Raw genomic sequence first — 24,138 nt, 5'->3', positions numbered from 1 at the left:
CCGATCATGCAGCCTGGTATTACCGAACCGATTCCAGCACGGCGGCGCGCAGTTGGGGGATGCCCATCCCCTTTTCCGAAGAGGTCGCGATGACGTCCGGATGCGCGGCGGGGCGTTTGCGCGCCGCCGCTTCGGTTTCGTCCTGAACGCGCGCCAGATCGGTTGCCTTCACCTTGTCCGCCTTGGTCAGCACCAGCCGGTAGCTGACGGCGGCCTGATCCAGCATGTCGAGAATTTCGATATCGACCGGCTTGATACCATGGCGCGAATCGATGAGCACCAGCGCGCGTTTGAGCACCGCGCGCCCGCGCAGGAAGTCGTTCACCAGATAGCGCCATTTTTTGACGATATCCTTCGGTGCTTTCGCGAATCCATAACCGGGCATATCGACCAGCCGGAACGCCAGCGGATCGCCGACATCGAAGAAGTTCAGCTCTTGCGTGCGGCCGGGCGTGACCGATGTTCGCGCCAGCGCGTTGCGGTTGGTCAGCGCATTGAGAAGCGACGACTTTCCGACATTCGAACGGCCTGCAAACGCCACTTCGTTCACCACCGGATCGGGCAGAAACTGGAGCGCGGGCGCCGATTTCAGGAAGGCGACGGGGCCGGAAAAAACCTTCCGTGCGCCTTCCACCAGATCGGGATCGAACTCAGCCACTGGTTGCCTGATTGCTTTTCTTCAGCGCCGGGTGGCGGCTGTAGAGGAACTGCTGCTGCGCGATGGTGAGCACGTTCGACGTGATCCAGTAAATCTGAAGACCGACCGCAAAGGGCGCCATGATGAACATCATCACCCATGGCATCAGGCCGAACACCTGTTTCTGTGTAGCATCCATCGGCGCGGGGTTCAGGCGGAACTGGAAGAACATCGAAATGCCCAGCAGGATCGGCACCACCCCGATATGCAGGAAACCGGGCGGATCGAACGGGATCAGCCCGAACAGGTTGACCGGGGTCAGCGGATCGGGAGCCGAAAGATCCTTGATCCACAGCACGAACGGCTGGTGACGCATTTCGATGGTCAGCATCAGCACCTTGTACAGCGCGAAGAATACCGGAATCTGGAGGAGGGTGGGGGCGCAGCCGCCGAGCGGATTAACCTTCTCCTCCTTGTACAGCTTCATCATCTCTTGCTGAAGCTTCGGCTTGTCCTCCTTGTGCCGTTCCTGGAGCGCCTTCATCTTGGGCTGCAATGCGCGCATCCCGGCCATCGACGCGAACTGCTTCTGCGCGATGGGGAACATCAGGCCGCGAATGGTGAAGGTCAGAAGGATGATCGAGACGCCGAAATTGCCGATATGGCGGAACAGCCAATCGAGATAATAGAAGATCGGACGTTCGATGATGCCGAACCAGCCCCAGTCGATCGCCTTGTCGAACAGCGCGATGCGACCGTCATTCTGATAATGCTGGAGCAGCGAAACGTCCTTGCCGCCCGCGAAGAAACGCGAAGTGTAGCTGGACTGCTGTCCCGGCTGCACCATGCCGCCGCCGGCGGGGGCGTAATCGGCCTGGAAGCTATCGTTTGCGCCGGCGCGGAACTGGCCATTGAACGGCTTTGACTGGTCAGGGACCAATGCGGTCAGCCAGTATTTGTCGGTGAAGCCCAGCCAGCCTCCGGTCGAATCGAACTTCGCGGGCGCATCCTTCAGGTCGCTGAAGTCGACGCCGTAATCGGCGGACCCCCCATGAACCGACATCGGGCCGGTATGGATGGTCCAGGTGTCCTTGTCTTTCGATTCGCCAGACCGGTTGACCAGCGCATAGGGGACGGCCTGAACGGCAGAAGTGCCCCGGTTTGCGATCGTCTGGCGAACCGTGAACATATACTGGTCGTCGACCGAAATCTGAACCGCGAAGCGCTGGCCCTGCCCGTTGTCGGCGGTCAGCGTGACCGGCTTGCCCGGTGCGAGAACGGCATTGCCGCTCGGTTGCCAGAGCGTATCCTTGCCCGGCGCCTTGATGCCTTCGGTACGCCAGCCGAACCCGGCGAAATAAGCTTCGGGCGCGCCGGCAGGCGAAAGCAGGCGGATCGGATCCGAATCCTTCGCGATCGTCTCGTCATATTGTTTCAGGACAAGGTCGTCGATCCGCGGGCCGGCAAGGTTGATCGATCCCTTCAGCGTCGGGGTGTCGATCGGAATCCGCTTCGTGGCGGCAAGCACCGTGTTGCGATCGCGCACGGCGGCGGGCGAATCGGCGGTGGGGTCAGCCGCGGGGTTCGCCTTGGGCGTGGTTTTCACGCCGCTTTCGGCGGTGGTCGGTTCGGGATTCGACGGATAGAAACGATCGACGATCGGCTGCCATGCGAACAGTACGAACGCGGCGATCACCGCGAAGATGATGAAATTCTTGTATTCGTCCTTCACCAACTATTCCCCGCCATGGCAATGCCTGCACCGTCTCGCATCGCCGGGTTCCGGCACGGGATCGTAGCCCGACCCGCCCCAAGGATGGCAGCGCGCGATCCGGCGGATCGCAAGCCAACTGCCCTTCAGCGCGCCATAGCGGCGTAGCGCCTCGATTGCATAGGCCGAACAGGACGGCGTGTACCGACAACTTGGCGGCAGGATGATCGACGGACCATATTGCCAGCTGCGCACAAGCAGAATGAACAGCTTGGCAATCATCGCGCCAGCTTCGTCAGCGCCTTTGCAAGTTCCGCCTTTAACCGGTTGAAATCGCGCTCTATCCCGCCCTGACGGCCGATCAGCACATGGTCCGCGCCGACAATTCCCGCTTCGGGAAGAATCTCCCGGACAAGCGAGCGGAACCGCCGCTTCATGCGATTTCGCACGACGGCGTTACCCACTTTCTTCGATACGGTAATGCCGATCCGCATCACCGGATCGCCGTCGCCGCGCGCACGGACAAGAAGCACGAATCCGGGCATCGGCGCTCGCGCGCCCCGGTTCGCCGCCAGATAATCCGCTCGACGCGTCAGTCGTGTCAGGCCGACAGCTTGTTGCGACCGCGTGCGCGGCGCGCCCGGATCACCTTGCGGCCGCCCGGCGTCGCCATGCGGGCGCGAAACCCGTGACGGCGTGCGCGCACGAGGTTGCTCGGCTGAAAAGTCCGCTTCATCGTTCATTCCCTAGGTATCTAAACGTAAAAGGGCCGCCACGGCGGGCGGCCTTGTTGGTCGCGCCTTTAAGCGAGACTCGCCCTCAAGTCAACGCGCGGCTTGCTTCTCGCGCTTGCGGCGGCGGCGCGCGCTGCGGCGGCGCAACGCCTGGTCGGCCAATTTGCCGAACCGCGGCCAGCGGCGTTTCGCCTTCACGAAATGCTTGCGCGCCCAGTGCGAGTTCTGAAGCACTAGCACCAGTCCGCCGGCAAAAACGAAAATGCCGCCCGGACCGGGAATCGCGCCGACCAGCGGCGAGACGAGGATCAGCAATATGCCCACCCCCAACAGCAGGATGCGGATCAATCCGCCGGGGCGTTGCGAAGACACACGGGACACGACGCTGCTATGCGCGCTATTGCGGGGGCTTAGCAAGCCACGTCCACGCATGCCTGCGCCCGAACGGTGTTCCGCCACGCCGAAAAATCGTTATGACCGGCAAGGCGTAACGGGGGGAAGGGTATATGGTCGCGATCGTCTCGACAGTGGCGTATCTGGGGCTGGAAGCGCGCACCGTCGAGGTTCAGGTTCAGGTCGCAGCGGGCGTGCCCGCCTTTGTCATCGTCGGGCTTCCCGACAAGGCAGTGGCCGAAAGCCGTGAACGCGTGCGCGCAGCGATGGCGGCGATCGGCCTGTCGCTGCCGCCCAAGCGTATCACGGTGAACCTGTCGCCCGCCGACCTCCCCAAGGAGGGATCGCATTTCGATCTGCCGATCGCGCTGGGCGTGCTTGCCGCGATGGGGGTGGCCGATGCCGAAACGCTGTCGGGCTATGTCGTCGTCGGCGAACTTGGCCTCGACGCCCGGATCGCGCCGTCGCCGGGCGTGCTGCTCGCCGCGCTTCATGCCGGCGCGGTGGAAAAAGGATTGATCTGCCCCGCCGCACAGGGTGCCGAAGCAGCCTGGGCGGGATCGGTCGAAGTGCTTGCCGCGGCCGATCTGATTGGCCTGCTCAACCATCTGAAGGGGCAGCAGCTTCTGCCAGCGCCGCAGGCGGGCGAGGTGGAGGGGGCGTTTCACGGCCCCGATCTGAAACAGGTAAAGGGGCAGGAGACCGCCAAGCGTGCGCTGGAGATCGCGGCGGCGGGCGGACACAACATGCTGATGATCGGCCCGCCCGGTGCGGGCAAATCGCTGATGGCGGCGTGCCTTCCCGGCATTCTGCCGCCGCTCGATTCGGCCGAGGCGCTTGAGGTGTCGATGGTCGCGTCGGTGGCGGGTACGCTGGAGGGCGGGCGGCTGACCCGCGCACGGCCGTTTCGAACGCCGCATCATTCGGCATCGATGGCGGCGCTGACCGGCGGCGGGCTGAAAGTGAAGCCGGGTGAGGTCAGCATGGCGCATCTTGGCGTCCTGTTCCTCGACGAACTTCCCGAATTCCAGCGTGCGGTGCTCGATTCGCTGCGTCAGCCGCTGGAAACCAGGCGGGTCAGCGTGGCGCGCGCCAATGCGCATGTCACCTTTCCGGCGCGAGTTCAGATGATCGCGGCGATGAATCCGTGCCGCTGCGGCCATCTGGGCGACCCGGCGCTCGCCTGCGCCCGTGCACCCAAATGCGCGGCGGATTATCAGGCGAAGGTTTCGGGGCCGCTGCTCGACCGGATCGACCTGCATGTCGAGGTGCAGGCGGTGAGCGCCGCCGATCTAGTCCTGCCGCCGCCGTCCGAAGGGTCGGCAGAGGTCGCGGCGCGCGTCGCCGCCGCCCGATCGCGCCAGACGCAGCGGCTGCGCGATGCGCAGGCGCGCACCAATGCCGAGATTGAGGGCGAATTGCTGGAAAAACACGCCGCGCCCGATGAGGCGGGCAGGGCGATTCTCGCCCAGGCGGCTGAGGCGACGCGCATGTCGGCGCGCGGCTATACCCGCGTGCTACGCGTGGCGCGGACCATTGCCGACCTGGAGGGGGCTGACGCGGTCAGGCGTATCCATGTCGCCGAGGCGTTAAGCTATCGCAGGCGCGCGCCCGTCGCCTGATATCAACAAGAGGGAGTTCACCGATGCACTGGATGATCCTGCCGATAAAACGCTATTTCGAAATTTCCGGCCGGTCGCGCAGTCGCGAATACTGGATGTTCTGGCTGTTCACGATTCTGGTCGGCCTTGTCGCCGGCGCGATCGACACGATGCTGGGTTTTGGCGAAGTCGCGCGAACACGCGGCGATTTCATGTGGAATGTAAGCTGGGAAGGGCCGGTGAGTTCGCTATGCTCGCTGTTCCTCCTCATCCCCAGCATTACCGTTACCGTACGGCGGCTGCATGACGGGAATCGGTCGGCCTGGTGGTTGCTGCTCGCGCTGATCCCCCTGCTGGGCTGGATCGTCCTTTTCATTTTCATGATAAAGGACGGGACGCGCGGACCAAACCGCTACGGCCCCGATCCAAAGGACCCGGCCGGATATGCGGATGCGCGCGACGTTTTCGAATAACGAAACCGTTGTGCACGCTCCGCCCTTGCGCTAGGCGGTGCGCTTCGCAACGGGCCCCTGTGGCGAAATTGGTAGACGCGCTCGACTCAAAATCGAGAGCCGCAAGGCGTGCTGGTTCGAGTCCGGCCAGGGGCACCAGTACATATTGAGAACACTGTAGAAATCCGCGGAAAACTGCGGTATAATGACTCCTGTCGGTCCCAATAATTCTCACTTTGTTCCGCCAAGGTCCACCCAAAGTGGACCACGAGACGGGGACCATGAAACAACGCAGGAGTCGTGGTCCACCCCATGCTTACAACTGTGGAGATTCGCGCGCTCAAACCGCAAGCGCGCCCGTATAAGGTCTCGGACACCGATGGACTGTTCCTCCTGGTGCAACCTTCAGGAGCGCTTCTCTGGCGGTTCCGATACAAGATCTTCGGCACCGAGCGAAAACTCTCGCTCGGCTGCTTTCCAGAAATCTCGCTACGCGACGCCCGGCGCAAACGGGACATGGCACGGTCGCAGATCATCGACGGGATCGATCCCGTTGAAGAGAAGCGCCAGCGTCATTTCGAAGCGGAGCTCGCCGCGAAAAATACGTTCAAGCTGGTTGCCGACGAATATATCGAGAAGATGGAGCGCGAGGGTAAGTCTCCCGCCACCATCAAGAAGGCTCGCTGGTTTCTTGAACAGCTCGATCTCATTGCCAAACGGCCAATCGCGTCGATTACGCCCCATGAGCTCCTTGATGTCTTGAAGCGGGTCGAGCGTCGCGGCCACTACGAGACAGCACTGCGGTTGCGTGCCTTTGCCGGCCGGATTTTTCGATATGGTTTTGCGACGCTGCGCACCGATCGGAACCCGGCTGATATTCTCCGCGGCGCTCTCATCGTGCCCCAGGTGAAGCATCACGCTGCGATCCTGGAGCCAGCAAAGGTTGGAGAGCTGCTTCGTGCGATTGAGGTCTATAGCGGAAGACCCGAAACCATCTTCGCGCTCCGTCTCGCGCCGCATGTGTTTCTACGGCCGGGAGAGTTGCGTCATGGCAGATGGACCGAGATCGATTTTGCCGAGAAGGTTTGGCGCATCCCTCCCGAGCGCATGAAGATGAAGCAAGCGCACGCGGTGCCGCTTTCCAGACAGTCCGTGGAGATACTGAAGGAGCTGAATGATCTGGCGAGGCCGAATGACTACCTGTTTCCGGCACTGCACACGACAAAGCGGCCCATCTGCGAAAACACGCTTAACGTCGCGCTGCGCCGTATGGGCTATGCTCATGATGAAATGACGAGCCATGGATTTAGGGCCATGGCGAGTACACTTTTGAACGAATCTGGCCTCTGGCACCCCGATGCCATTGAGCGCGCCTTAGCACATGGAGATCAGAACAGGGTACGGGCAGCCTACCATCGTGGCGCACATTGGGCTGAACGGGTGAGGATGGCGCAATGGTGGTCCGACTATCTCGACGAGCTCCGAATCGGCGGGAAAGTGGTAAAGGCTGGCTTCCGCAAGCGAGCTTAGTTTGACTGATTTTGGGCCGACAGGAGACTGTCCGGTAATGGCGCTGCGAAGCGCTGAAGCGGACGTTCGGATCATGTAGGCTGAATTTCGATGCCGACATCAAGTTTGCCCAAGTTGATCTGCTCATTCCGCAGGAAGCGACGACACCGCGATATCCGCCATTGCATTGGCAATCGTGACTAGCCGGTCGCGCGGCAGCCGCTGCTCCGTGCCGTTCAGGCATAATCCGGCAACCGGTTCGCCTCGCACGCGCAGTGGGATCGCGACGCAGCTGAGGCCGGGTTGGTATAGCCCCTGCTCGATGGCGAAGCCGCGTTGGCGCACCGTATGAAGTTCTTCGCTCAGATCCGATGACTGATCCTCATTCTCCAGCGATTGCGCCACGCCGGGCATGAACGCAGCAAGCACCAAGCCGATCGCAGAGCCCGACAGCGGCTCGCGGCGGCCCAGGCGGCTGTGGATGGTTGGATTGTTCGGCAATTCGATGCCGTCGAGATAGTAGAGTTCATCGCCGCTCGGCACGATCAGATAGGTCGATTCATCGAAACGCCGCGCCGTCTCCTCCATCAGCGGCCTAAAGCGCCGCCGCAGTGCATCGTCGTCGCCCGCGATACGGGCGAGGTTGAGAATGCGGCCACCCAGCCGATAATCCGTCCCAGTAGTGGGACGCTGCACGTAACCCAGCGCGACCAGCGTGGCGAGGATGTTGTGCGCGGTGGAAGGCCGCACGTCGGCGGCGTTCGCGATGGCACGGAGCGGCGCGGAGCCCTCCGCCCGCGCGAGAAATTCCAGCATCCGTATCGCACGTTCGACCGACTGGATGGGCTTGCTCACCCCGCTCTCCATTCAACAATGTTGAAGTTATGCGCTTTACGTCCGCCGTTGGCCAACGCGACGGAACGGCTCCGCACGTTATCCCATTGCCAGTGCAGATGAACAACAGAGGAAACCAGCCAATGCCCCATATCGTGATGGCGCACTGTACGGCCTTACCGGGTCGCGAAGACGCGCTTGCTCGCTACATTGCGGAGTTAGCCGCAGCCGTTCGCAAAGAAGCGGGCAATGAGGGATTCGAGGTATTCCAGAAGCCTGAAGTCGAGCGCGGCTGGACGATGATCGAGCGCTACCGTGACCGGAATGCATTTGAGGTGCATCTGGCAAAGCCGCACACCAAGGTGTTCAATGAAGCCCTGGAGAACCTGGTCGAAGGCGGCGCGTCCGACGTAAACGAGCTTGCACCAGTCTGCCAGCCGGACGATGCCGCGCCCGGCGTTCGCGGCATCGATCACGTCGGTGTGACCGTGCCCGATATCGAAGCGGCGTCCGACTTCCTGACCCGCGCGTTTGGCGCGCGCACGCTCTACGATGTTCTGCCCGCCGATGCGGACCCCATGGAGGGTGACGAAGTGGAACATCAGCTCGGCATTCCCAAAGGCGCGCGGATCGAACATATGCGGCTGATGCGCATCGGCGCATCTGCGAATATCGAGATGTTCCGCATCGCCAATGCCGATCAGGCGGATGCCGCGGGGTTAGCCGATTACGGGCTGCAACATATCGCCCTTTACGTCGACGATATGGGAGCCGCCGTCGAACGGCTATCGCAGGCTGGCGGCGTCCTTCTTTCCGACCCGCATCCGCTCGCCGGTGTCGAAGGTGGCGAGCGCAATTCCGGCGTCTATGCCCGCGCGCCATGGGGTATGCTGATTGAGCTGATCTCGACCCCGGACGGGATCGACTACCCTGCCGATTGCTCGATGCCGCGCTGGAAGCCCAAGCCGAACAGCTAACCTTCAAGGAGGTACCCCGATGATCAAGATGACCATGTTTTTGAAGCGCAAGGCCGGGATGAGCCACGAGGACTTCGTGGAACACCATATCGAGGTGCACGGGCCCAAGTTCCGCTCCATCCCGGAAGCTGACAAGCATTGCCTGCGCTATATCCAGACGCACCCTGTAAAGCTGAAAACCGATGCGGCGCAGAATGCCGATTTCGACGGGACCGCGGAACTGTGGTTCGACAGCGAAGCCGGGATGGAGGCCGTGCTGACGTCTGACACCTACAAAGCCGTGGTCTTTCCGGACGAGAAGACCTTCCTCGATCACGACAATACGCTGATCCTGGTCGGCGAACAGGTCGAGATCATCGGCGACTTTCGCGAGGGATGATCGACGGCCCGTTGGAAGAAACCTGATCTATGCCGCGAGCATATCGCCCGACGCTAGGAGGCGTGGACAAATTTGAGCCAGTATCTGGCGGTGGCAAGATGGACCATGCCGAGGAAGCTGTGGGCCAGTTGATCGTAGCGTGTAGCGATGGCGCGGTTGATCTTGAGTTGCCCGAACATGCGTTCGATGCGATTGCGTTGCTTGTAAAGCGCCCGGTCATGCTCGATCTTCACGCGGCGGTTTGACCGACCGGGGATGACGGCCTCGATTTTCCGTTCGGCAAGGTCGGCACGGATTGCGTCGGCATCATAGCCCTTGTCGGCAAGCAATGCATCCGGCTTGCGCTCGGGCAGGCCGATCAGGGCGTCATAGGCTTTACAATCTGCCGCTTCGCCGACTGTCAGATGGAATGCGAGCGGTCGTCCGAGGGCATCAGCCAGGCAGTGAAGCTTACTCGTGAACCCGCCCCGCGAGCGACCAAGAGCGCGTCGATGAGTCCCCCTTTTCCGCCCGCTGCCGAGACGTGGGCGCGAACGGTGGTGCTGTCGATGCTGTAGTGGCCGCTGTCTGCCATGACCTCCGCGAGTGTCACCGCCACGGTTTCCCAGACCCCAGCTTCGCTCCATCGCCGGAAGCGGCGATAGATGGTATTCCAGCTACCGTATTTGGGCGGCACGTCGCGCCACGGAGCGCCACACCGCAATCGCCAGAGTATGCCGTTGATGATGGTGCGGTTCTGCTCGGGCCGTCTGCCTCTACCACGGTTTTCTGGCTCGATTGGCAGCAAGTCCTTCAGAACGCGCCATTCCGCTTCGTTGAGATCGCCTCGGCTCAAGCCTGCCTCCAAAAAGCAGCCTTGAATCAATCTGTCCGCGCGGCGTCAATCACTGAATGCCAGGTCGATCAGACAACATTGCGGTCGTTTGATCGGAATGCGATACCGTCATTATGATTTGGTGGGACTGGAAGACGAGTAAGCGCTTGGCTCTTATGGGTGGGATGTGCGGTGTTGCCGCAATCCCATGGCTCATCATCGGCTGGGCGTCGAAGGACTGGCGAGCGTTGGTTGGTGGCACCGCATTCTTGTTCATTCCGCAGATCGTCGGATGGCTGCTCTACGTGGGTCTTGCAACTGGCCGTATGCCGTCCGCGTATGGACGATCAGAAATGCGCGACACGTCCCCACGGTGGTTTTGGATTACCGGCGGTCTCTACGGCGGATTGCTTCTTTTCTTCTTCTACATAATCCTGAGTGTCACGATCAGCGGCACGATTTGGGGCTTCTGATGCCCGCTCACCGTTCGCACTCGGAATTTGTCCACGCCGCCTAGCATAGCGGCGACTGAAGCTGACGCCAGATACCTCGCATTAAAACCCGCCATTTCGCTTTCACTTGGTAGCGGCCGAACGGATCCGCCGTCGGCCGCTACGACCTTGTTAGATTTCGGTCCGTTCGGCGAGAAGCAGCGCATCTTCGACGTCGACCCCGAGATAGCGGACCGTGTTCTCGATCTTGGTGTGACCGAGCAGGATCTGGATGGCACGGATGTTCCCAGTAGCCCGGTAGATCATCGCCGCTTTCGTCCGCCGCATGGAATGCGTGCCGTATTCGGCTTTGCGTAGGTCGATGGCCGTGACCCATTCGTCGACCAGCCTCGCATACTGCCGGGTGCTCATCGGTTTCGCATGATCGATCCGGCTCGGGAACACGAAATCGCTGACCGTCCCGCCGCGGCTTTCGAGCCACGCATGAAGGCTCGCACGGACATCAGCAGTGATTTCGAATTGGACCGGCCGACCCGTCTTCTGCTAGATGACAATCGCCCGGGTTCGAATATCGCAGCCGTGTACGACCTCGCCGATCTTGAGCTTGACGAGATCACAACCCCGCAGTTTGCTATCGATCGCCAGATCGAACAGGGCACGGTCACGTAACCGGCCTTCGCGATCGAGATGGAAGCGGATTGCCCAGATCTGTTTCTGGTTGAGTGGACGCTTCGTGCCGACGGTCTTTCCGGTGTTCCAGGCCCGCCGGTTCTGCGCTACCGGATCGTATCGAGAGTAACTCATTTTCGTTCTCCTCGGCCATGATGGCCAAAGGTGAAACGCGATCGCGAATGGGATCCGTGGTCCCCTTCGGGAGCGATGCCGAGCTGATGGGTAGTATCTGATGCCCGTGGGTATCAGATATTGGTCAGTTCGTGGGCCGCTAGCCGTCTTTCCGCTCTAGGCGTAGATTGCGCAAAAAGCAGACCTTTTCCCGCGACCCATAACTGCTCCGCCAAAAAGCAGTCTTGGAAGCGAAGCTGTGCAAAGCACAATCAGAACCCGACCCGCTTGGGAATCCCTTTTGTCAACACGGCCTAGAGAGGAAAATGACAGCGGAGCATGATCCGCTAGCCCAAGAATTGTCCTGCTATTGGTCGCGAAACCAGACATTCCGGGCAAAAAGGACAAGAACGCCAATAAGCTGCATCAAGGCCGATAACACGAGAAGGAAGGTGATCCAGCCTTCGCTTAAATGAAAATAGACCCCGGATTTCTCCCCAATGTGAAAGGAGGATGAGATTGCCAGCCCGGTGATTGCGGAAACAAGCGCAGATATGGTGAGCCAGCCATACGATGTGTTGAAAAGGCGATGAGTTCTGTGCTTTTTTTCAGTAATCGCGATGATGGTGGCGTCTTTCGTTACGCCTGTCTTCATGCCGAACGTGCCAATTTTCACCCAGGCTGCACCGTCTGCACCTGTGCGAGGGTTCTTCGTCGGAAAGGTCTGGCTTTTGCCATCGACCGTCACCTTCACAAAGTCTGCGTCTTGGAGATTGGCGAAAGCATCGTTGTTCGCTGGCATCGAAATTGAGCCATCAGCGACAGCCTTGTCGCTGATGGCTAAGATTTGAGTCACTGGTGCATCTGCCGTGACAATGTCCTCGCCCTCGGTCTGGGTCTGATTCATCCCTGCATCTGCCGCCAGGTGATAACAAGAACCCGCAAAAGCTCGATCAGGTCATCGGGGTCCAGCTTCAGTGTTTCGGCCAGGATAACGGCTGCCGCGATGAGGCGCTTACCTTCCGGGGTGAGGCGGTACCAGAAAGGCTCTGTATCATCCGTGTTGAAGCGTCGGGGGGCTTCTTCGAGAAATGCGTTCACGGCGTCCAAAAGCCACGCATATTCGGGATTGGCCTCGACGAATTCTTCTAACGTCCGGTAGCGTGCAGCCTCGCGTAAAACCGCAGAGGACACGAGAGCGGTGACCGCATTTTGGATAGACGGGCCGCCAGATTGGATGACTGCTGCCGCCGCGAGGATGGCGGGATCGCAAATTCCGCAAATCCATCGGGGATAGTTTGAATCGCGGTGACCATGGCCCTTACACGACATCGCGGAGCAAACCCGGCATACACCTAAAGCATCGCCACCGGGGGTTGAGCCAGGGATTGGATTATAGCCTCGATCGCAGAGAAGGCATCCGGCAGCCATATTCTGTTCGCTCCCATGTGGCGAAGGTAGCGAAAACCCGCTCAAGCTTTGGAGCCGGAGCGAGGCCGGTGTTATCACCGTTCACCGCCGTCGGCTTCCCAGTCTGTACCGTGGGGCGAGAGTAACACGATGGGCACAGAAGCGCCAGTAAGTCTGTACGAAGGACAGCTTTCGGGCAGTTTGGTGAAGCGCTCGAATGACTGACATGGGACGCGAAGCAACCGTCGACACTCGCCGACATAACGGTCATCCGCGGCTGTAAATGACTCATCAATAGCCCCCCGTACATTCATCACCCCTGATTCACCGTTTCAAGCCGTTTAGGCAAAAAGGATTACAACCCTCGGCTACATGTCGTGAAGGACTTCGAACGGTGCGGCAGCCGGGCGTCTTGCTCGCCAGCTTTAGGCGCGTGATCGAAACAATTAGTTGGTACCCCCTTTCAAAACTTCATGTGAGAGCCAGCCTTGCCGATCGAAGACCATCCGAGTTTCAATTGCCCTCCGGTGAGCCAGCGGCTGTGGCGCTACATCGATTTTCCCAAATTCACCGAGCTCCTTACATCCCGGCGGCTCTGGCTAACTAACGCAGAGATCCTAGCAGCCGACGATCCGCACGAAGGGCTACAAGGTGCTGTGCAATTCCCCCATCGAATGTGGCGATCCCTCGGCGACGTTCCTGAAGTGCTTCGCAAGCAGATCATCGCGAAAGGACGTGGCAAGCCTGATGAGACCGACGAGCAGACGTTCAAGGGCTGGTTCATGGGCGAAGAACAATGCTGCTTTATGACGCTATCAAATCGGCGGAACTTCTTCGTAAATTGCTGGCACGCAGCCGATTATGAATCGGCCGCGATGTGGAAGATTTACGGTTCACCCGGCGGCGGGGTCGCCATCGTATCAAGTGGCGGCCGACTCCATACCGCTCTCGCCCAAGCGAACGAGAAAATCTATCTTGGTGCTGTAAGATATGTCGATCCAATGTCTTTCGAGATCGGCACGCCAAACGCCTTTGACACTATAGTGAGGAAGCGGTCGGGCTTCGCCTACGAGCAGGAAGTGCGTCTCGTTCACTGGGAGACCGGCCACTACCATGATCCTCTGTCGAACTTTGACTGGAATGAGCAAACAATGCGTTTCGACAATATCGTCCCGGATCCACGCCCAATTGCTCCTGGGGTAACTGTCGACTGCGATCTCGACACAATGATCGAGCATGTGTTGGTCTCCCCACTCGCGCCGGCATGGTATCTGCCGATGATCGAGCGGTTGAAAGAGAAGCTTGGCTACAGTTTTCCGGTTAGCCACTCGGATCTGCTAACGGTGCCGCCAACGATTGATTGAACGCAAGAATATGACTGTACCAATGGCGGCCGCCGCCGACATAGCCGTCGTTCCCGGCTTCGGATTAGCTCGCCAAAAGCTGCCCTATGGGAAGATACTCGCCAACGATGGTTACTGGGCCGCGTCGAGGTCATCGAACTGGGCGATCAGCTTGGCTGTCTCGATGCCGGAAGGTTCGCGCATGCCTAGCGCATCGATTTCGCCCGCGTCGACCTCCGTCTGGCGCAAATCGAAAGAGTCGCGACTGAGGTACAGATCGTACAGTGCCGCCTTCGACTCCGACCCCAGCATCTTCACGATCGCGACCTTCACCGCATAGGGACAGCGATAGCCGAAATAGATGCCGGTAATACGATAATCGCCGCAATCGCCAGGCTTGTCACCGATATCGCGCCACTCTTGCTCATAGTGCCAGTCGGGGGCTTTCGAGTAAAAGTGCGTGTCGAAGGCGCGTCGGGCGGCAGCTTCGTCGCCGCCGAGTTTCCAGGCGTAAATGTCGCTCGCTTTGACCGAGCGATCGCCATCGTACCGTACCTTGGCGAGCTGGTCATGCGGCAGTTCGCTAGTGTCGAACTCGATGCAGATGCCGCGATGCTCATCGGCATAATGGGACCACATCAGCACGGATTTCCACGAGGCGGAGAAGGCCAGGACGCCACGCGTGTCGAATTCCTTCTTGACCTCGCTGCCGACCGAATCCGCGAGCATCCGCATCAGATAATCGCGGGCATCGCCGGGCACCTTGATGTCGCCATACTCGCTCGCATAGTGGACCGACGACGCGATATCGTGATGCCAATGATCCTCGCGATCCGGCCCATACAGAGCCTTGAGTAAGTCGGACATCTTCTTGGGTGAGATATCCGGTTCTATCGCCAACTCACAGTCTAGTGGATCATTGAAGCTGCGCGGATTGGCGAAATAGAGTCCATGATCCGTGATCATCTTGAGCGTGGTCAAGTCGAACCGACGATATTTGAAGAGCTTTTCGGGAATGCTGTGCTCTTTTAGCATAGTTCGTCTCCTCCCCACCTGTCGATCCCTGATTTACAAGCGCCGCATTCGCTGGACAATAGTGCCGCGCGCAATGCTATGCAGGATACGACCTGGATGATAGTCCCGGTCGGTAAGAAGGAGGGCAAATGGCGCGGATTCGCCACATTGGCATCAGCAATTTCCGATGCATCGAGCAACTGAACTGGTTTCCGGCGGTGGGAATCAATTGCCTGATTGGTCCGGGCGACGCCGGAAAGTCCTCGATATTGGACGCAATCGATTTTTGTCTTGGCGCGCGCCGGACGGTGCAATTCACTGATGCCGACTTTCACGGTCTGAACGTCGCGACCCCGATCGTTATTCGTATCACGATTGGCGACCTCTCCGATGCCCTCAAGAGCATGGAGACCTATGGCGCCTATGTTCGAGGATTTGATCCTGCGACGCAGGCGATCGATGACGAACCTGAGGCTGGCAAGGAGACGGTGCTCACCGTCCAACTGACGGTCGACAGCGATCTCGACCCGGTATGGACGCTCGTTTCGGATCGCGCGCAAGCGCAAGGGCTATCGCGCAACCTCACCTGGGGCGACCGCACCCGCCTCGCGCCGACGCGCATCGGCGCGCTTGCGGAGAGCAACCTCGCCTGGCGCCGTGGCTCGGTGCTGAACCGATTGACCGAAGAAAAGGCCGACACATCCGCCGCCCTTGCGAGTGCCGCGCGCGATGCGCGCAAGGCATTTGGCAACCTCGCCGATGCACAGCTCGGCGAAACACTGAAGATCGTAGCCGACACGGCGCGCGAGCTCGGTATTCCGGCGGGAGACACCTTGAAGGCGATGCTCGACGCCCATTCGGTGTCGTTCAGCGGCGGCACCGTCGCGCTCCACGGCGATGATGGCGTGCCGCTCCGCGCGCTCGGCGTCGGATCGACGCGCCTGCTGGTCGCCGGCCTCCAGCGCAAGGCGGCAAAGGAATCGAGCGTCCTGCTTGTCGACGAACTCGAACATGGTCTGGAGCCGCACCGCATCATTCGCCTGCTCGGGTCGATCGGGGCCAAGGAGGCGCCGTCGCCGATCCAAGCATTCGTCACAACCCATTCCCCGGTCGCGCTACGTGAACTGCGCGGCGACCAACTCTGGATCGTACGCAAGAACAAGGGGTCGCACGGGATGGACCTTGTCGGCACGACTGATCCCATTCAAGGAACGATTAGAGCCCATCCCGAGGCGTTCCTATCGCGTTCGGTGCTCGTGTGCGAAGGCGCAAGCGAAACTGGGCTGATGCGGGGGCTCGACCTCTTTTATTCCAGTCAGGGGACCGTCTCGCTAAATGCGCTCGGTGTCGCGTTGGTCGATGCCGGGGGCGTCAGCAAGATCTATGGGCGGGCAAACGTCATCGCCAGGCTGGGCTACCGCACCGCGTCGCTTCGCGACGACGACGTCCAGCCCGACGCTTCCGAAGAGGAGGCCTTCCAATTCAACAACGGCACCGTGTTCAAATGGGCGCCGGGGCAAGCCCTTGAGCATGCGATCTTCCACGGGGTGAGCGACGCAGCGGTCCATCTTCTCTTGGAGCGGGCGATCGAAATCCATGGTGAGGACCTGATCGCCGAGCACATCTCCGCAGCATCACAGAGCCTCGTCACGCTCGCCACCTGTCAGGGGCCGGTCAGCCCAGCGACGCGGCAAATCCTCGCCGTGGCTTCGAAATGGAAGAAGAATGCGTGGTTCAAGACGGTGACGTGGATGGAAGAAGCGGCCCGGGATATCATTGCCCCTGACATGGCCAACGCGACCCCCGCATTCCAAGCAGTCGTTGGGAATATCTACCAGTGGTGCAGCGGTGGCTGACGTCGACCTCCTCTCGATCGACAAGGGGACGGTGACGGCGCCGGCCGGATGCGGAAAAACGCACTTGATTGCGCTGGCGCTCGGCCGCCATCAGGGTCTGAAGCCGATTTTGGTGCTGACGCATACCAACGCCGGCGTCGCCGCGCTTCGCGCTCGGCTGAATAGAGCGGGTGTCGCGCCGGCCAAATATCGGCTCTCAACGATCGACGGTTGGTGCATGCGCCTGCTCACGCTGTTTCCGAAGCGTGGCGGGTATGACCCGACGATCCTGTCGGTCACACATCCGAAGTCGCACTATCCGGCAATCCGCAAGGCAGCCGCAATCCTCTTGCGCGACGGGCATGTTAACGACGTGCTGGCTGCCACCTACGATCGCTTGATCGTTGATGAGTATCAGGACTGTTCCGAGATACAGCACGCGATCGTTTATTATGCGGCGCTAAGTCTGCGGACCTGTGTCCTCGGTGACCCGATGCAGGCGATTTTCGGATTGCAGGGCAATGCACTTGCTGATTGGCAGCAGCAGGTCTGCACTCATTTTCCGGTGGCGGCCGAGTTGACGGTCCCCTGGCGATGGATCAATGCTGGCGAGGAGGCTTTCGGACGGTATTTGCTCGGGGTTCGCCAGAGCTTGGTGGCGGGTCAAGGCGTCGACCTCGCCGCCGCCCCGCCCAACATTTCATGGGTGCATCTCGACGGGACCGAGGATCATCAGCGCCGACTGCGCGCAGGCGCAGCGCAGGCCTCGCGAGATGAGCAGGTCCTCATCATTGCAGATTCCAAGAACCCAGCAGGCCAACGGCAATTTGCCAGCCAGATCCACGGTGCCGTCACCGTCGAGAATGTCGATATGCGCGACCTGGTGACCTTCGGCGAGGGCCTGAACCTCGACGCGCCCGATCTCCTCGTCCACGTCGTGAACTTCGCTGGCTCAGTCATGACCAATACTGGCGGCGCCAATCTTCTGAACCGCGTGGCGACGCTTCGCGCCGGGCGTGAACGGCGGCCGGCGTCGCCGGTCGAAGCGTCGGCGGTCAGGCTGGCAGGCGCGCCGAGCTATCATGGCATTGCCGCGCTGCTAAGTGAAATCAGCCAGGAAGGCGGTGTAAGGACGCACCGCCCGGCGATCCTGCGCGGTGCGCTAAGGATGCTGAAGAGTTGTGGAGATGACGCGAACCTCGTCCCTGCGGAAGCGGCGGTTCAGGAGCGTGAGCGCTCGCGTCTGATCGGTCGCCCGCTCGCCAAGCGCACGGTCGGCAGCACCTTGTTGTTGAAAGGCCTTGAGGCGGATGTCGCCGTCATTCTCGATCCCGCCGAAATGGATCGCCGACACCTTTACGTGGCGATGACACGAGGGGCGAAGCGGCTGGTGATTTGCTCTCGCACGCAGCGTCTGACGCCGTCTTAGACGGCACGCCGTCGCGGTCCAAAGTCGTCTTTGCGAGGACACGGCCGATAGCCTAAAGTCGGATTATGGCTGCCGAGGAAAATGATGAAGAGCGCCGACGTCGCGATGACGCTGAGGAAGAGCGACATTATTGGGAATCGCTCGAGGACGCGCGCCGCGACAAGGAAAAGCAGGAGGCCGAGCAGCGCGAGGCGGCGATTGAGACAATGGAAAAGTGGTTCTTCGAGCAGTTCGAGGATCCGCAGAACGAGACGCCGCGCGACAGCGAAAGTCAGACCTACATCTATCCCTGGGGCGGCCCTTTTGAAGCGAGTGACGTCCTTCACGGTCAATTCTCGCACGATTTCGATCAGGCGCTAATCGACGCGGCAGTCGAGCGGATCGAGCGCGACGGCACGACCGAATGGGCGCCGACCTCTTATGGCGACTATTACGAGCATCCCGATCCCGAGCAGGACGCGGAGGGGCAGGATGCGACAGTTCGGCAGCTAACCCAGCAGGTCCTCGACCGGTTGGACAAGCTGGAGGCGGCGGTCGCCGAACTGCCAGGACGGCCCGGTACGATCGGCCACAACGTGCCGCCCGAGGAGGTCGGGCTCCCACCTTACGAAGAGGTCAATCCTACTGAGATCAAGACGGCGATCGTCGAGGTGCACGATGTTCTCGCTCAGGACGACCCTGACCCCCTGCAACTGGTCACGCTTTCGCGGCGGTTTGATGGGTGGGGCACAAAGATTGGGCATTGGTTAGCGAAGAAAGCTGACCTTGCGGTAGACGAGGCCGTCAAGAACGGGATGAAGCTGGCGGCGGCGAGCGTGCTACTCCACGAGCTAGGGCACGACCTAATCACACTCGCCAAGCATCTGCTGGCGCAATTTTAGTAACGATCGCCCGCCACCGTGTCAGCCGGATCGTGTTTGACAACTGCGCCTCGACCGTCAGGTCGCAGGCCACCGTACCAGTATATCATCATTGCCGACTAACTTAATGTCTGCTTTCGGGAAGGCCGTCGGAACCGTTTAACGGCCGAAAATAGGGCGCAAAGCGGTCATCCTGATTGCCCTTCTCTCGCATCATAGAACATCGGATTGCGCAGCCATGCTTCGATCGCGGACTGGCGCCAGCCGGTGCAGCGAGTGCTGATCTGTATGCTCCTGGGGAAGGTGCCGCTGTTCATCTTCCGGTAAAGCGTCGACCGGCTGAGGCCTGTACAGTCGAGCACGGTGTTGAGCCGAAGAATGCGGTCGGGCTGGTCTGACATGGCATAATCCTGTTCGCGAGGTCGTGAAGCGGTGCGAACAGGATTGAGCGCCGATGGGCCCTTCGCAAGGCGGCCGGGGGCGTCTTGCGGCACTATGTGGCGCCAGCGTTCCAGCGCGTAGTTTTTGCAAAAAACATCGAAGTCCCAGGGCGTCCCGCGCTTCGCGCGGCCGGGCTCTACGCCGCTTCGCGCGGCGCCGAGTCTTCGTCTCGGCCCGGTCGGGTTGCGATCCCTGACGCTGTGGCCGGCGTTGGTCGCGCCGGCATGCGGACGCCCGCTGGCGCGGGCGGCGCTGGGTGCCTCCGGCACCGGTGAGGCGGGGGTGGGCGTCGCTGCCCTGTGATCTCCGCCGCGGCGTGCCGCAATCCCGGCTGTGCCGGGGTCCTTCTCTTCGTTTCGGCCCTTCGGGTGCTGCCCGCCCGTGCGGGCGGGATCGTCGGTTCGCTCCTGCCGCCCACCCCCGCCTTTCCGGGGCCGGTTGCGGTGGTTTTGAAGGAGTGACGGATCATGAAGACCGATAACCGCCCGAGCCTGTATGCCGAGGTGACCAATCATATCATCGCCGAGCTCGAACAGGGTGTCGTGCCCTGGGTACGACCTTGGAATGCCAGCGCCTGCGGGTGCGCCATGCCGCATAATGCCGGAACCGGACGGCGCTATTCGGGGATCAATGTGTTGATCCTCTGGGCCGCCGTTATCGAAGGGCGCTATGCCTCGCACCGCTGGCTGACCTACCGCCAGGCGCAAGCCGCAGGTGGCAATGTCCGCAAGGGCGAGAAGGGGACCATTGTTTGTTATGCCGATCGGTTCACGCCGAAGCGCGAGGCCGAGCGTGCACGCGACGAGGATCGCGAGGCGCGGCAGATTGCGTTTCTCAAGCGCTTTACCGTGTTCAATGTCGACCAGTGCGACGGATTACCCGAACGCTTTGCCGAGACGACCGACCAGCCCGAACCCGAAGCGATATTGCCGCAGGTCCGCACGCTGATCGATGCGAGCGGTGCAGACTTTCGCATTGGGGGCGACGAAGCCTATTACGCGCCGGGCGGCGACTATGTCGCGGTACCGCCGCAGGCGGCGTTTGGCGAGCCGATCAACTGGTATCGCACCGCGCTTCACGAGCTTGGCCATTGGACCGGACATCGCACCCGGTTGGACCGCGACCAGACGGGTAAGTTTGGCAGCGCACCTTATGCCCGCGAGGAACTGGTCGCCGAGATGGCGAGCGCCTTTGCCTGTGCATCGCTGTCGATCGAACCGACCGTTCGGCATGCCGATTATATCGGTAGCTGGCTTGCCGTGCTGCGCGAGGACGACAAGGCGATCTTCCGGGCAGCGAGCGCTGCCAGCAAGGCAGCCGATATGTTGCTGGGCTTTGCAGGGGAGGGCGTGTCATGACCGATGCAGCAACGCTTGCCCGCATGGCGATCGCCTATCGCCGGTTCCCGGAGCGCGACCGCGCAATCTTCGAGGCAGTGCGGTTCGACAATCTCGACTATGGCCACGCAGCCGAGCGCCACGGCTGCAGCATCGAGGAGGTGGCCCAGGCCCTCGCGCGCGTACTGGTCGCGCTCGATCGCGCGGCGATGGAGGAATGACGAACGCGCGCCCCGGCAAATGTCGGGCGCGCTTGTCGAAACTCCCCGCGCACCGCTAGGATGGCCCCATGCGTACCGCCTTTGATCATCTGCCGCCCGCCAAGCAGCGCGAGCTCGATCACGTCGTGCGTATCCTGTTCGAGGAATTTGGTGACGCGACCGCGATCGCGACTTCGGACTGGAAGAAGCAGGCGCGTATTCTCAAGGTCATCCTGTACGGCAGCTATGCGCGCGGTGGCTGGGTTGATGAACCGCACACCGCCAAGGGCTACCAATCCGACTTCGATCTGCTCGTCATCGTCAACCACGAGAAGCTCACCGACCGCATCGAATTCTGGGCATCGGCCGAGGACAGGCTGAATCGCGAGCTTGCAATTACGAAGACGCTCAAGACCCCGGTCAACTTCATCGTCCACACGTTGCAGGAGGTGAATGCCGGGCTGTCCGAAGGGCGCTATTTCTTCATCGATATCGCGCGCGACGGGATCGCGCTCTACCAAAGCGACGAGAGCGAACTGCCCGAGCCCAAGCCCAAGACGCCTGCACAGGCGCTGGCGATGGCGCGCGAATATTTCGACGAGTGGCTTCCAGCTGCCGAAGGGCGCATCAAATTGGCGCGCTATGCGATCGAGCAGGGGTTGCCGAAGCACGCAGCGTTTGAATTCCATCAAGCGACGGAGAGCTTCTATCACTGCGTCTTGCTGGTCTGCAGCTTCTATACGCCACACGTTCACAACCTCGGCTTCCTGCGCACCCAGGCCGAGCGGATTGATCCGCGGCTGATCGAAGTCTGGCCGCGCGAGGTGAAGGCCGATCGCTCGCGGTTCGAAAAGCTCAAGGAAGCCTATGTGAAGGCGCGCTACTCGAAGCACTATCGCATCAGCGAGGAAGAGCTCGCATGGCTTGGCGAGCGCGTCGAAGCGCTCGGCCGGGTGGTTCAGATTATCTGCGAAGAACATATCGCCGCCCTCGAACGCAGCGCGGCGGCGTGAGCCGGCGCGCTGGGCGTTCGCCCGGCGCGGTGACAGGGGATTACTTCGCGGTCTTGCCTTCATTCGACGTAGCGCTCTTGGCGGTGCGTCCCTTCGAGCCCAAGCCGATCTTCTTCGCCATGGCACGGCGCGCTTGCGAATAGTTCGGCGCGACCATCGGATAATCGGGCTTGAGGTTATAGCGTTCGCGATACTCTTCAGGCGTCAGCCCATGCGTCGACAGATGCCGGCGCAGCGTCTTGTAAGGCTTGCCGTCGATCATCGAGATGATGTGATCCTTGGACGCAAGCGACTTGCGCACCGAGACCGCCGGAACATGGTCGCCGCTATCGTCGTCGTCGCTTTCCAAAGTGGTTGTGCCCGCTGAAAGGCCGCTCACCGTCGCGTGCATCTTCTGAAGAAAATCGGGTACTTCTTCGGCAGTCGCGCGCGTATTGGGATTACCGAGCCAGGCGACGGTCAGCTCGGTCGCAAATTCGAGCGGACTAAGCGTGGTTTCTTCGCTCATATATTTCCTCCGGATCGGATCTATTGAACGCTGGCCTGCGCGCTGCGACCAACATTGTCAAATACGCAGAGTTAATTGTTCGATGGCTCGCGAAATGCATTGGTGATCATTGCCGCGAGCGCTTCCTCAGCTTGCGCATGTGCGGCTTTGTTCGTCGCCAGAAGATCGCGCCGGATCCAGTCGGGCGCGATTGAGGATGGCGAGAATGGTCGCCTGCATGTCGTCGTCCATGGCCGGTCCTATGTGTCGGTTTCGTGGGCTTCGGCAACCGCGTCGAACCCGCGCTTGCCGCGCCGCCGCCAGAGCGTCAGCGCTTGCTCGCGTTGATCGCTGCGCAGCGTCGCGGCGCCGTGCAGCAACAATCCGAAGATCGCGGCGCGATCATCGTCGGTAAGTTCGACCAGCCCGGCCTTGGCGACTAGCCCGCCGAGCTCGATCAGCTGGCGCGTACGCTCGCGGCGCTTCACGACCCAGCCGCGCCGGTTACGACGCGCGAGAAGCAGCTGGCGCCGATGTACCGCCGCCAGTGTTCGCCGCAGTGCCGCCCGGCTTCGCGCGAGCGCCGCCGCGAGCCTTTGCGCCCCTTTGAAAGAAGGCAGCGCCGCTTTTGCGCCATTCCTCCCTGGTCACGAGGTCGCTTGCGGCGGCAGCGATCAGCGCGCCTGCCAGCTGTTCGATCGACAGCGCATCGGCGCCGGTCGCTGCGACCAGCTCGCCGAACTGGCGCTGCCTGGCGTCCTTGAGCTGTTTTGCCTTGTCGTCGAGTGCCTTTAGCTGCGAATCATAGTCGCGCGGTTTTCGCATGGAAATGTCCTCAATTGTGCGTTGAGGACATTCCAGTTATCGTTAGCATCGATAAGGCGCAACAAGCTGAAATCTCTTGACACTTCGCAGTCCCGAGATTGATGAAATCTTTCGAGGGCGCGATCATCGTCGGTAAGTTCGACCAGCCCGGCCTTGGCGACTAGCCCGCCGAGCTCGATCAGCTGGCGCGTACGCTCGCGGCGCTTCACGACCCAGCCGCGCCGGTTACGACGCGCGAGAAGCAGCTGGCGCCGATGTACCGCCGCCAGTGTTCGCCGCAGTGCCGCCCGGCTTCGCGCGAGCGCCGCCGCGAGCCTTTGCGCCCCTTTGAAAGAAGGCAGCGCCGCTTTTGCGCCATTCCTCCCTGGTCACGAGGTCGCTTGCGGCGGCAGCGATCAGCGCGCCTGCCAGCTGTTCGATCGACAGCGCATCGGCGCCGGTCGCTGCGACCAGCTCGCCGAACTGGCGCTGCCTGGCGTCCTTGAGCTGTTTTGCCTTGTCGTCGAGTGCCTTTAGCTGCGAATCATAGTCGCGCGGTTTTCGCATGGAAATGTCCTCAATTGTGCGTTGAGGACATTCCAGTTATCGTTAGCATCGATAAGGCGCAACAAGCTGAAATCTCTTGACACTTCGCAGTCCCGAGATTGATGAAATCTTTCGAGGGCGCG

28 protein-coding genes, 1 tRNA gene and 3 pseudogenes are annotated in these 24,138 nt (G+C 61.0%); 14 read left to right on the top strand and 18 right to left on the bottom strand.

Annotated features, from left to right (window positions below):
* Nucleotides 1–19: 19 nt before the first annotated feature.
* The 6 genes from yihA to KY084_RS15550 all read right to left on the bottom strand — a co-directional run bounded on the left by yihA (nucleotide 20) and on the right by KY084_RS15550 (nucleotide 3,463).
* Nucleotides 20–658 (bottom strand): ribosome biogenesis GTP-binding protein YihA/YsxC, encoded by a 639-nt coding sequence (gene yihA, locus KY084_RS15575; protein WP_219239395.1) that lies wholly within the window; start codon nucleotides 656–658, stop codon nucleotides 20–22.
* Nucleotides 651–2,369, bottom strand: a complete 1,719-nt coding sequence (gene yidC / locus KY084_RS15570) for a membrane protein insertase YidC (RefSeq protein ID WP_219239394.1) — start codon at nucleotides 2,367–2,369, stop codon at nucleotides 651–653. Before yidC ends, yihA begins: the two co-directional genes overlap by 8 nt.
* A 3-nt stretch (nucleotides 2,370–2,372) precedes the next feature.
* Nucleotides 2,373–2,630, bottom strand: a complete 258-nt coding sequence (gene yidD, locus KY084_RS15565) for a membrane protein insertion efficiency factor YidD (RefSeq protein WP_219239393.1) — start codon at nucleotides 2,628–2,630, stop codon at nucleotides 2,373–2,375.
* Nucleotides 2,627–2,944 (bottom strand): ribonuclease P protein component, encoded by a 318-nt coding sequence (gene rnpA, locus KY084_RS15560; RefSeq protein WP_219239406.1) that lies wholly within the window; start codon nucleotides 2,942–2,944, stop codon nucleotides 2,627–2,629. The genes yidD and rnpA overlap by 4 nt, the downstream gene beginning before the upstream one ends.
* A 5-nt stretch (nucleotides 2,945–2,949) precedes the next feature.
* Entirely contained in the window at nucleotides 2,950–3,084 is a 135-nt protein-coding gene (gene rpmH, locus KY084_RS15555; protein WP_219239405.1) for a 50S ribosomal protein L34, read from the bottom strand.
* A gap of 88 nt (nucleotides 3,085–3,172) precedes the next feature.
* Nucleotides 3,173–3,463 carry a hypothetical protein gene (locus KY084_RS15550; protein WP_343228042.1) on the bottom strand — a complete coding sequence of 97 codons (291 nt, stop codon included), beginning with the start codon at nucleotides 3,461–3,463 and terminating at the stop codon, nucleotides 3,173–3,175.
* Nucleotides 3,464–3,588: 125 nt separating this feature from the next.
* On the opposite strand from KY084_RS15550, the gene KY084_RS15545 reads away from it, so the two are divergent.
* From KY084_RS15545 to KY084_RS15530, 4 genes are all read left to right on the top strand, one after another.
* A complete protein-coding gene (locus tag KY084_RS15545) occupies nucleotides 3,589–5,097 on the top strand; it encodes a YifB family Mg chelatase-like AAA ATPase (protein ID WP_219239392.1) in 1,509 nt (502 codons plus the stop codon).
* Between the two features lie 23 nt (nucleotides 5,098–5,120).
* The gene (locus KY084_RS15540) at nucleotides 5,121–5,549 is read left to right on the top strand and encodes a DUF805 domain-containing protein (protein ID WP_219239391.1); all 429 of its coding nucleotides are present in this window, start codon (nucleotides 5,121–5,123) and stop codon (nucleotides 5,547–5,549) included.
* Nucleotides 5,550–5,602: 53 nt separating this feature from the next.
* A tRNA-Leu gene (locus KY084_RS15535) sits at nucleotides 5,603–5,687 on the top strand.
* A 153-nt stretch (nucleotides 5,688–5,840) separates the two neighbouring features.
* Nucleotides 5,841–7,058 (top strand): tyrosine-type recombinase/integrase, encoded by a 1,218-nt coding sequence (locus KY084_RS15530; RefSeq protein ID WP_219239390.1) that lies wholly within the window; start codon nucleotides 5,841–5,843, stop codon nucleotides 7,056–7,058.
* A gap of 123 nt (nucleotides 7,059–7,181) precedes the next feature.
* Here the strand turns inward: KY084_RS15530 and KY084_RS15525 are convergent, their stop codons facing one another.
* A complete protein-coding gene (locus tag KY084_RS15525; protein WP_219239389.1) occupies nucleotides 7,182–7,892 on the bottom strand; it encodes an IclR family transcriptional regulator in 711 nt (236 codons plus the stop codon).
* 122 nt (nucleotides 7,893–8,014) lie between these two features.
* On the opposite strand from KY084_RS15525, the gene KY084_RS15520 reads away from it, so the two are divergent.
* Together KY084_RS15520 and KY084_RS15515 are read left to right on the top strand one after the other, a co-directional pair.
* Nucleotides 8,015–8,848: an antibiotic biosynthesis monooxygenase gene (locus KY084_RS15520; RefSeq protein ID WP_219239388.1), complete on the top strand. Its 834-nt coding sequence runs from the start codon at nucleotides 8,015–8,017 to the stop codon at nucleotides 8,846–8,848.
* A 19-nt stretch (nucleotides 8,849–8,867) separates the two neighbouring features.
* The gene (locus KY084_RS15515; RefSeq protein ID WP_219239387.1) at nucleotides 8,868–9,227 is read left to right on the top strand and encodes an EthD domain-containing protein; all 360 of its coding nucleotides are present in this window, start codon (nucleotides 8,868–8,870) and stop codon (nucleotides 9,225–9,227) included.
* Nucleotides 9,228–9,280: 53 nt separating this feature from the next.
* Here KY084_RS15515 and KY084_RS15510 read toward each other — a convergent pair.
* Nucleotides 9,281–10,014, bottom strand: a pseudogene (locus KY084_RS15510) (IS5 family transposase).
* A gap of 161 nt (nucleotides 10,015–10,175) precedes the next feature.
* Between KY084_RS15510 and KY084_RS15505 the strand changes: the two are divergent.
* Entirely contained in the window at nucleotides 10,176–10,514 is a 339-nt protein-coding gene (locus tag KY084_RS15505) for a hypothetical protein (RefSeq protein WP_219239386.1), read from the top strand.
* 150 nt (nucleotides 10,515–10,664) lie between these two features.
* Here the strand turns inward: KY084_RS15505 and KY084_RS15500 are convergent.
* The 3 genes and pseudogenes from KY084_RS15500 to KY084_RS15490 all read right to left on the bottom strand — a co-directional run bounded on the left by KY084_RS15500 (nucleotide 10,665) and on the right by KY084_RS15490 (nucleotide 12,608).
* A pseudogene (locus tag KY084_RS15500) lies at nucleotides 10,665–11,297 on the bottom strand (tyrosine-type recombinase/integrase).
* A gap of 346 nt (nucleotides 11,298–11,643) precedes the next feature.
* Complete coding sequence (locus KY084_RS15495; RefSeq protein ID WP_219239385.1) at nucleotides 11,644–12,183, bottom strand: hypothetical protein; 540 nt, start codon at nucleotides 12,181–12,183, stop codon at nucleotides 11,644–11,646.
* Nucleotides 12,180–12,608, bottom strand: coding sequence for a hypothetical protein (locus KY084_RS15490; protein WP_219239384.1), 429 nt, complete (start codon nucleotides 12,606–12,608; stop codon nucleotides 12,180–12,182). The genes KY084_RS15495 and KY084_RS15490 overlap by 4 nt, the downstream gene beginning before the upstream one ends.
* Nucleotides 12,609–13,174: 566 nt before the next feature.
* Here KY084_RS15490 and KY084_RS15485 point away from each other — a divergent pair.
* On the top strand, nucleotides 13,175–14,050 hold the full coding sequence (locus KY084_RS15485; RefSeq protein WP_219239383.1) for a DUF2971 domain-containing protein: 876 nt from the start codon (nucleotides 13,175–13,177) through the stop codon (nucleotides 14,048–14,050).
* Between the two features lie 111 nt (nucleotides 14,051–14,161).
* Here the strand turns inward: KY084_RS15485 and KY084_RS15480 are convergent, their stop codons facing one another.
* Nucleotides 14,162–15,010 carry a DUF2971 domain-containing protein gene (locus KY084_RS15480; protein ID WP_219239382.1) on the bottom strand — a complete coding sequence of 283 codons (849 nt, stop codon included), beginning with the start codon at nucleotides 15,008–15,010 and terminating at the stop codon, nucleotides 14,162–14,164.
* Between the two features lie 182 nt (nucleotides 15,011–15,192).
* Between KY084_RS15480 and KY084_RS15475 the strand changes: the two genes are divergently transcribed.
* From KY084_RS15475 to KY084_RS15465, 3 genes are all read left to right on the top strand, one after another.
* Nucleotides 15,193–16,899, top strand: coding sequence for an ATP-dependent nuclease (locus KY084_RS15475; protein ID WP_219239381.1), 1,707 nt, complete (start codon nucleotides 15,193–15,195; stop codon nucleotides 16,897–16,899).
* Complete coding sequence (locus tag KY084_RS15470; protein WP_219239380.1) at nucleotides 16,892–18,307, top strand: UvrD-helicase domain-containing protein; 1,416 nt, start codon at nucleotides 16,892–16,894, stop codon at nucleotides 18,305–18,307. The genes KY084_RS15475 and KY084_RS15470 overlap by 8 nt, the downstream gene beginning before the upstream one ends.
* Before the next feature lie 65 nt (nucleotides 18,308–18,372).
* Nucleotides 18,373–19,188 carry a hypothetical protein gene (locus KY084_RS15465; protein WP_219239379.1) on the top strand — a complete coding sequence of 272 codons (816 nt, stop codon included), beginning with the start codon at nucleotides 18,373–18,375 and terminating at the stop codon, nucleotides 19,186–19,188.
* A 167-nt stretch (nucleotides 19,189–19,355) separates the two neighbouring features.
* On the opposite strand, the gene KY084_RS15460 is transcribed toward KY084_RS15465, so the two are convergent.
* Nucleotides 19,356–19,568: a helix-turn-helix transcriptional regulator gene (locus KY084_RS15460; RefSeq protein WP_219239378.1), complete on the bottom strand. Its 213-nt coding sequence runs from the start codon at nucleotides 19,566–19,568 to the stop codon at nucleotides 19,356–19,358.
* A 507-nt stretch (nucleotides 19,569–20,075) separates the two neighbouring features.
* Here KY084_RS15460 and KY084_RS15455 point away from each other — a divergent pair.
* From KY084_RS15455 to KY084_RS15445, 3 genes are all read left to right on the top strand, one after another.
* A complete protein-coding gene (locus KY084_RS15455) occupies nucleotides 20,076–20,966 on the top strand; it encodes an ArdC family protein (protein ID WP_219239377.1) in 891 nt (296 codons plus the stop codon).
* Entirely contained in the window at nucleotides 20,963–21,166 is a 204-nt protein-coding gene (locus tag KY084_RS15450) for a sigma factor-like helix-turn-helix DNA-binding protein (RefSeq protein ID WP_219239376.1), read from the top strand. The genes KY084_RS15455 and KY084_RS15450 overlap by 4 nt, the downstream gene beginning before the upstream one ends.
* 68 nt (nucleotides 21,167–21,234) lie before the next feature.
* Nucleotides 21,235–22,158: a HEPN domain-containing protein gene (locus KY084_RS15445; RefSeq protein ID WP_219239375.1), complete on the top strand. Its 924-nt coding sequence runs from the start codon at nucleotides 21,235–21,237 to the stop codon at nucleotides 22,156–22,158.
* 40 nt (nucleotides 22,159–22,198) lie between these two features.
* On the opposite strand, the gene KY084_RS15440 is transcribed toward KY084_RS15445, so the two are convergent.
* From KY084_RS15440 to traD (KY084_RS15420), 5 genes and pseudogenes are all read right to left on the bottom strand, one after another.
* Nucleotides 22,199–22,666 (bottom strand): Ros/MucR family transcriptional regulator, encoded by a 468-nt coding sequence (locus KY084_RS15440; RefSeq protein WP_219239374.1) that lies wholly within the window; start codon nucleotides 22,664–22,666, stop codon nucleotides 22,199–22,201.
* Between the two features lie 239 nt (nucleotides 22,667–22,905).
* Entirely contained in the window at nucleotides 22,906–23,133 is a 228-nt protein-coding gene (locus KY084_RS15435; RefSeq protein ID WP_219239373.1) for a conjugal transfer protein TraD, read from the bottom strand.
* A 16-nt stretch (nucleotides 23,134–23,149) separates the two neighbouring features.
* A complete protein-coding gene (gene traD / locus KY084_RS15430) occupies nucleotides 23,150–23,470 on the bottom strand; it encodes a conjugal transfer protein TraD (RefSeq protein ID WP_219239372.1) in 321 nt (106 codons plus the stop codon).
* Nucleotides 23,471–23,586: 116 nt separating this feature from the next.
* A pseudogene (locus KY084_RS15425) lies at nucleotides 23,587–23,715 on the bottom strand (conjugal transfer protein TraD); the annotation flags it as partial.
* Nucleotides 23,696–24,016 carry a conjugal transfer protein TraD gene (gene traD, locus KY084_RS15420; RefSeq protein WP_219239372.1) on the bottom strand — a complete coding sequence of 107 codons (321 nt, stop codon included), beginning with the start codon at nucleotides 24,014–24,016 and terminating at the stop codon, nucleotides 23,696–23,698. The pseudogene KY084_RS15425 and the gene traD (KY084_RS15420), both read right to left, overlap by 20 nt.
* Nucleotides 24,017–24,138 lie beyond the last annotated feature (122 nt).

Source organism: Stakelama flava (genome assembly GCF_019351405.1).
Classification (GTDB): Bacteria; Pseudomonadota; Alphaproteobacteria; order Sphingomonadales; family Sphingomonadaceae; genus Sphingomonas; species Sphingomonas flava_A.
The sequence above is the reverse complement of the archived record's forward strand: the minus strand, read 5'-3'. Positions and strand labels throughout refer to the sequence as shown.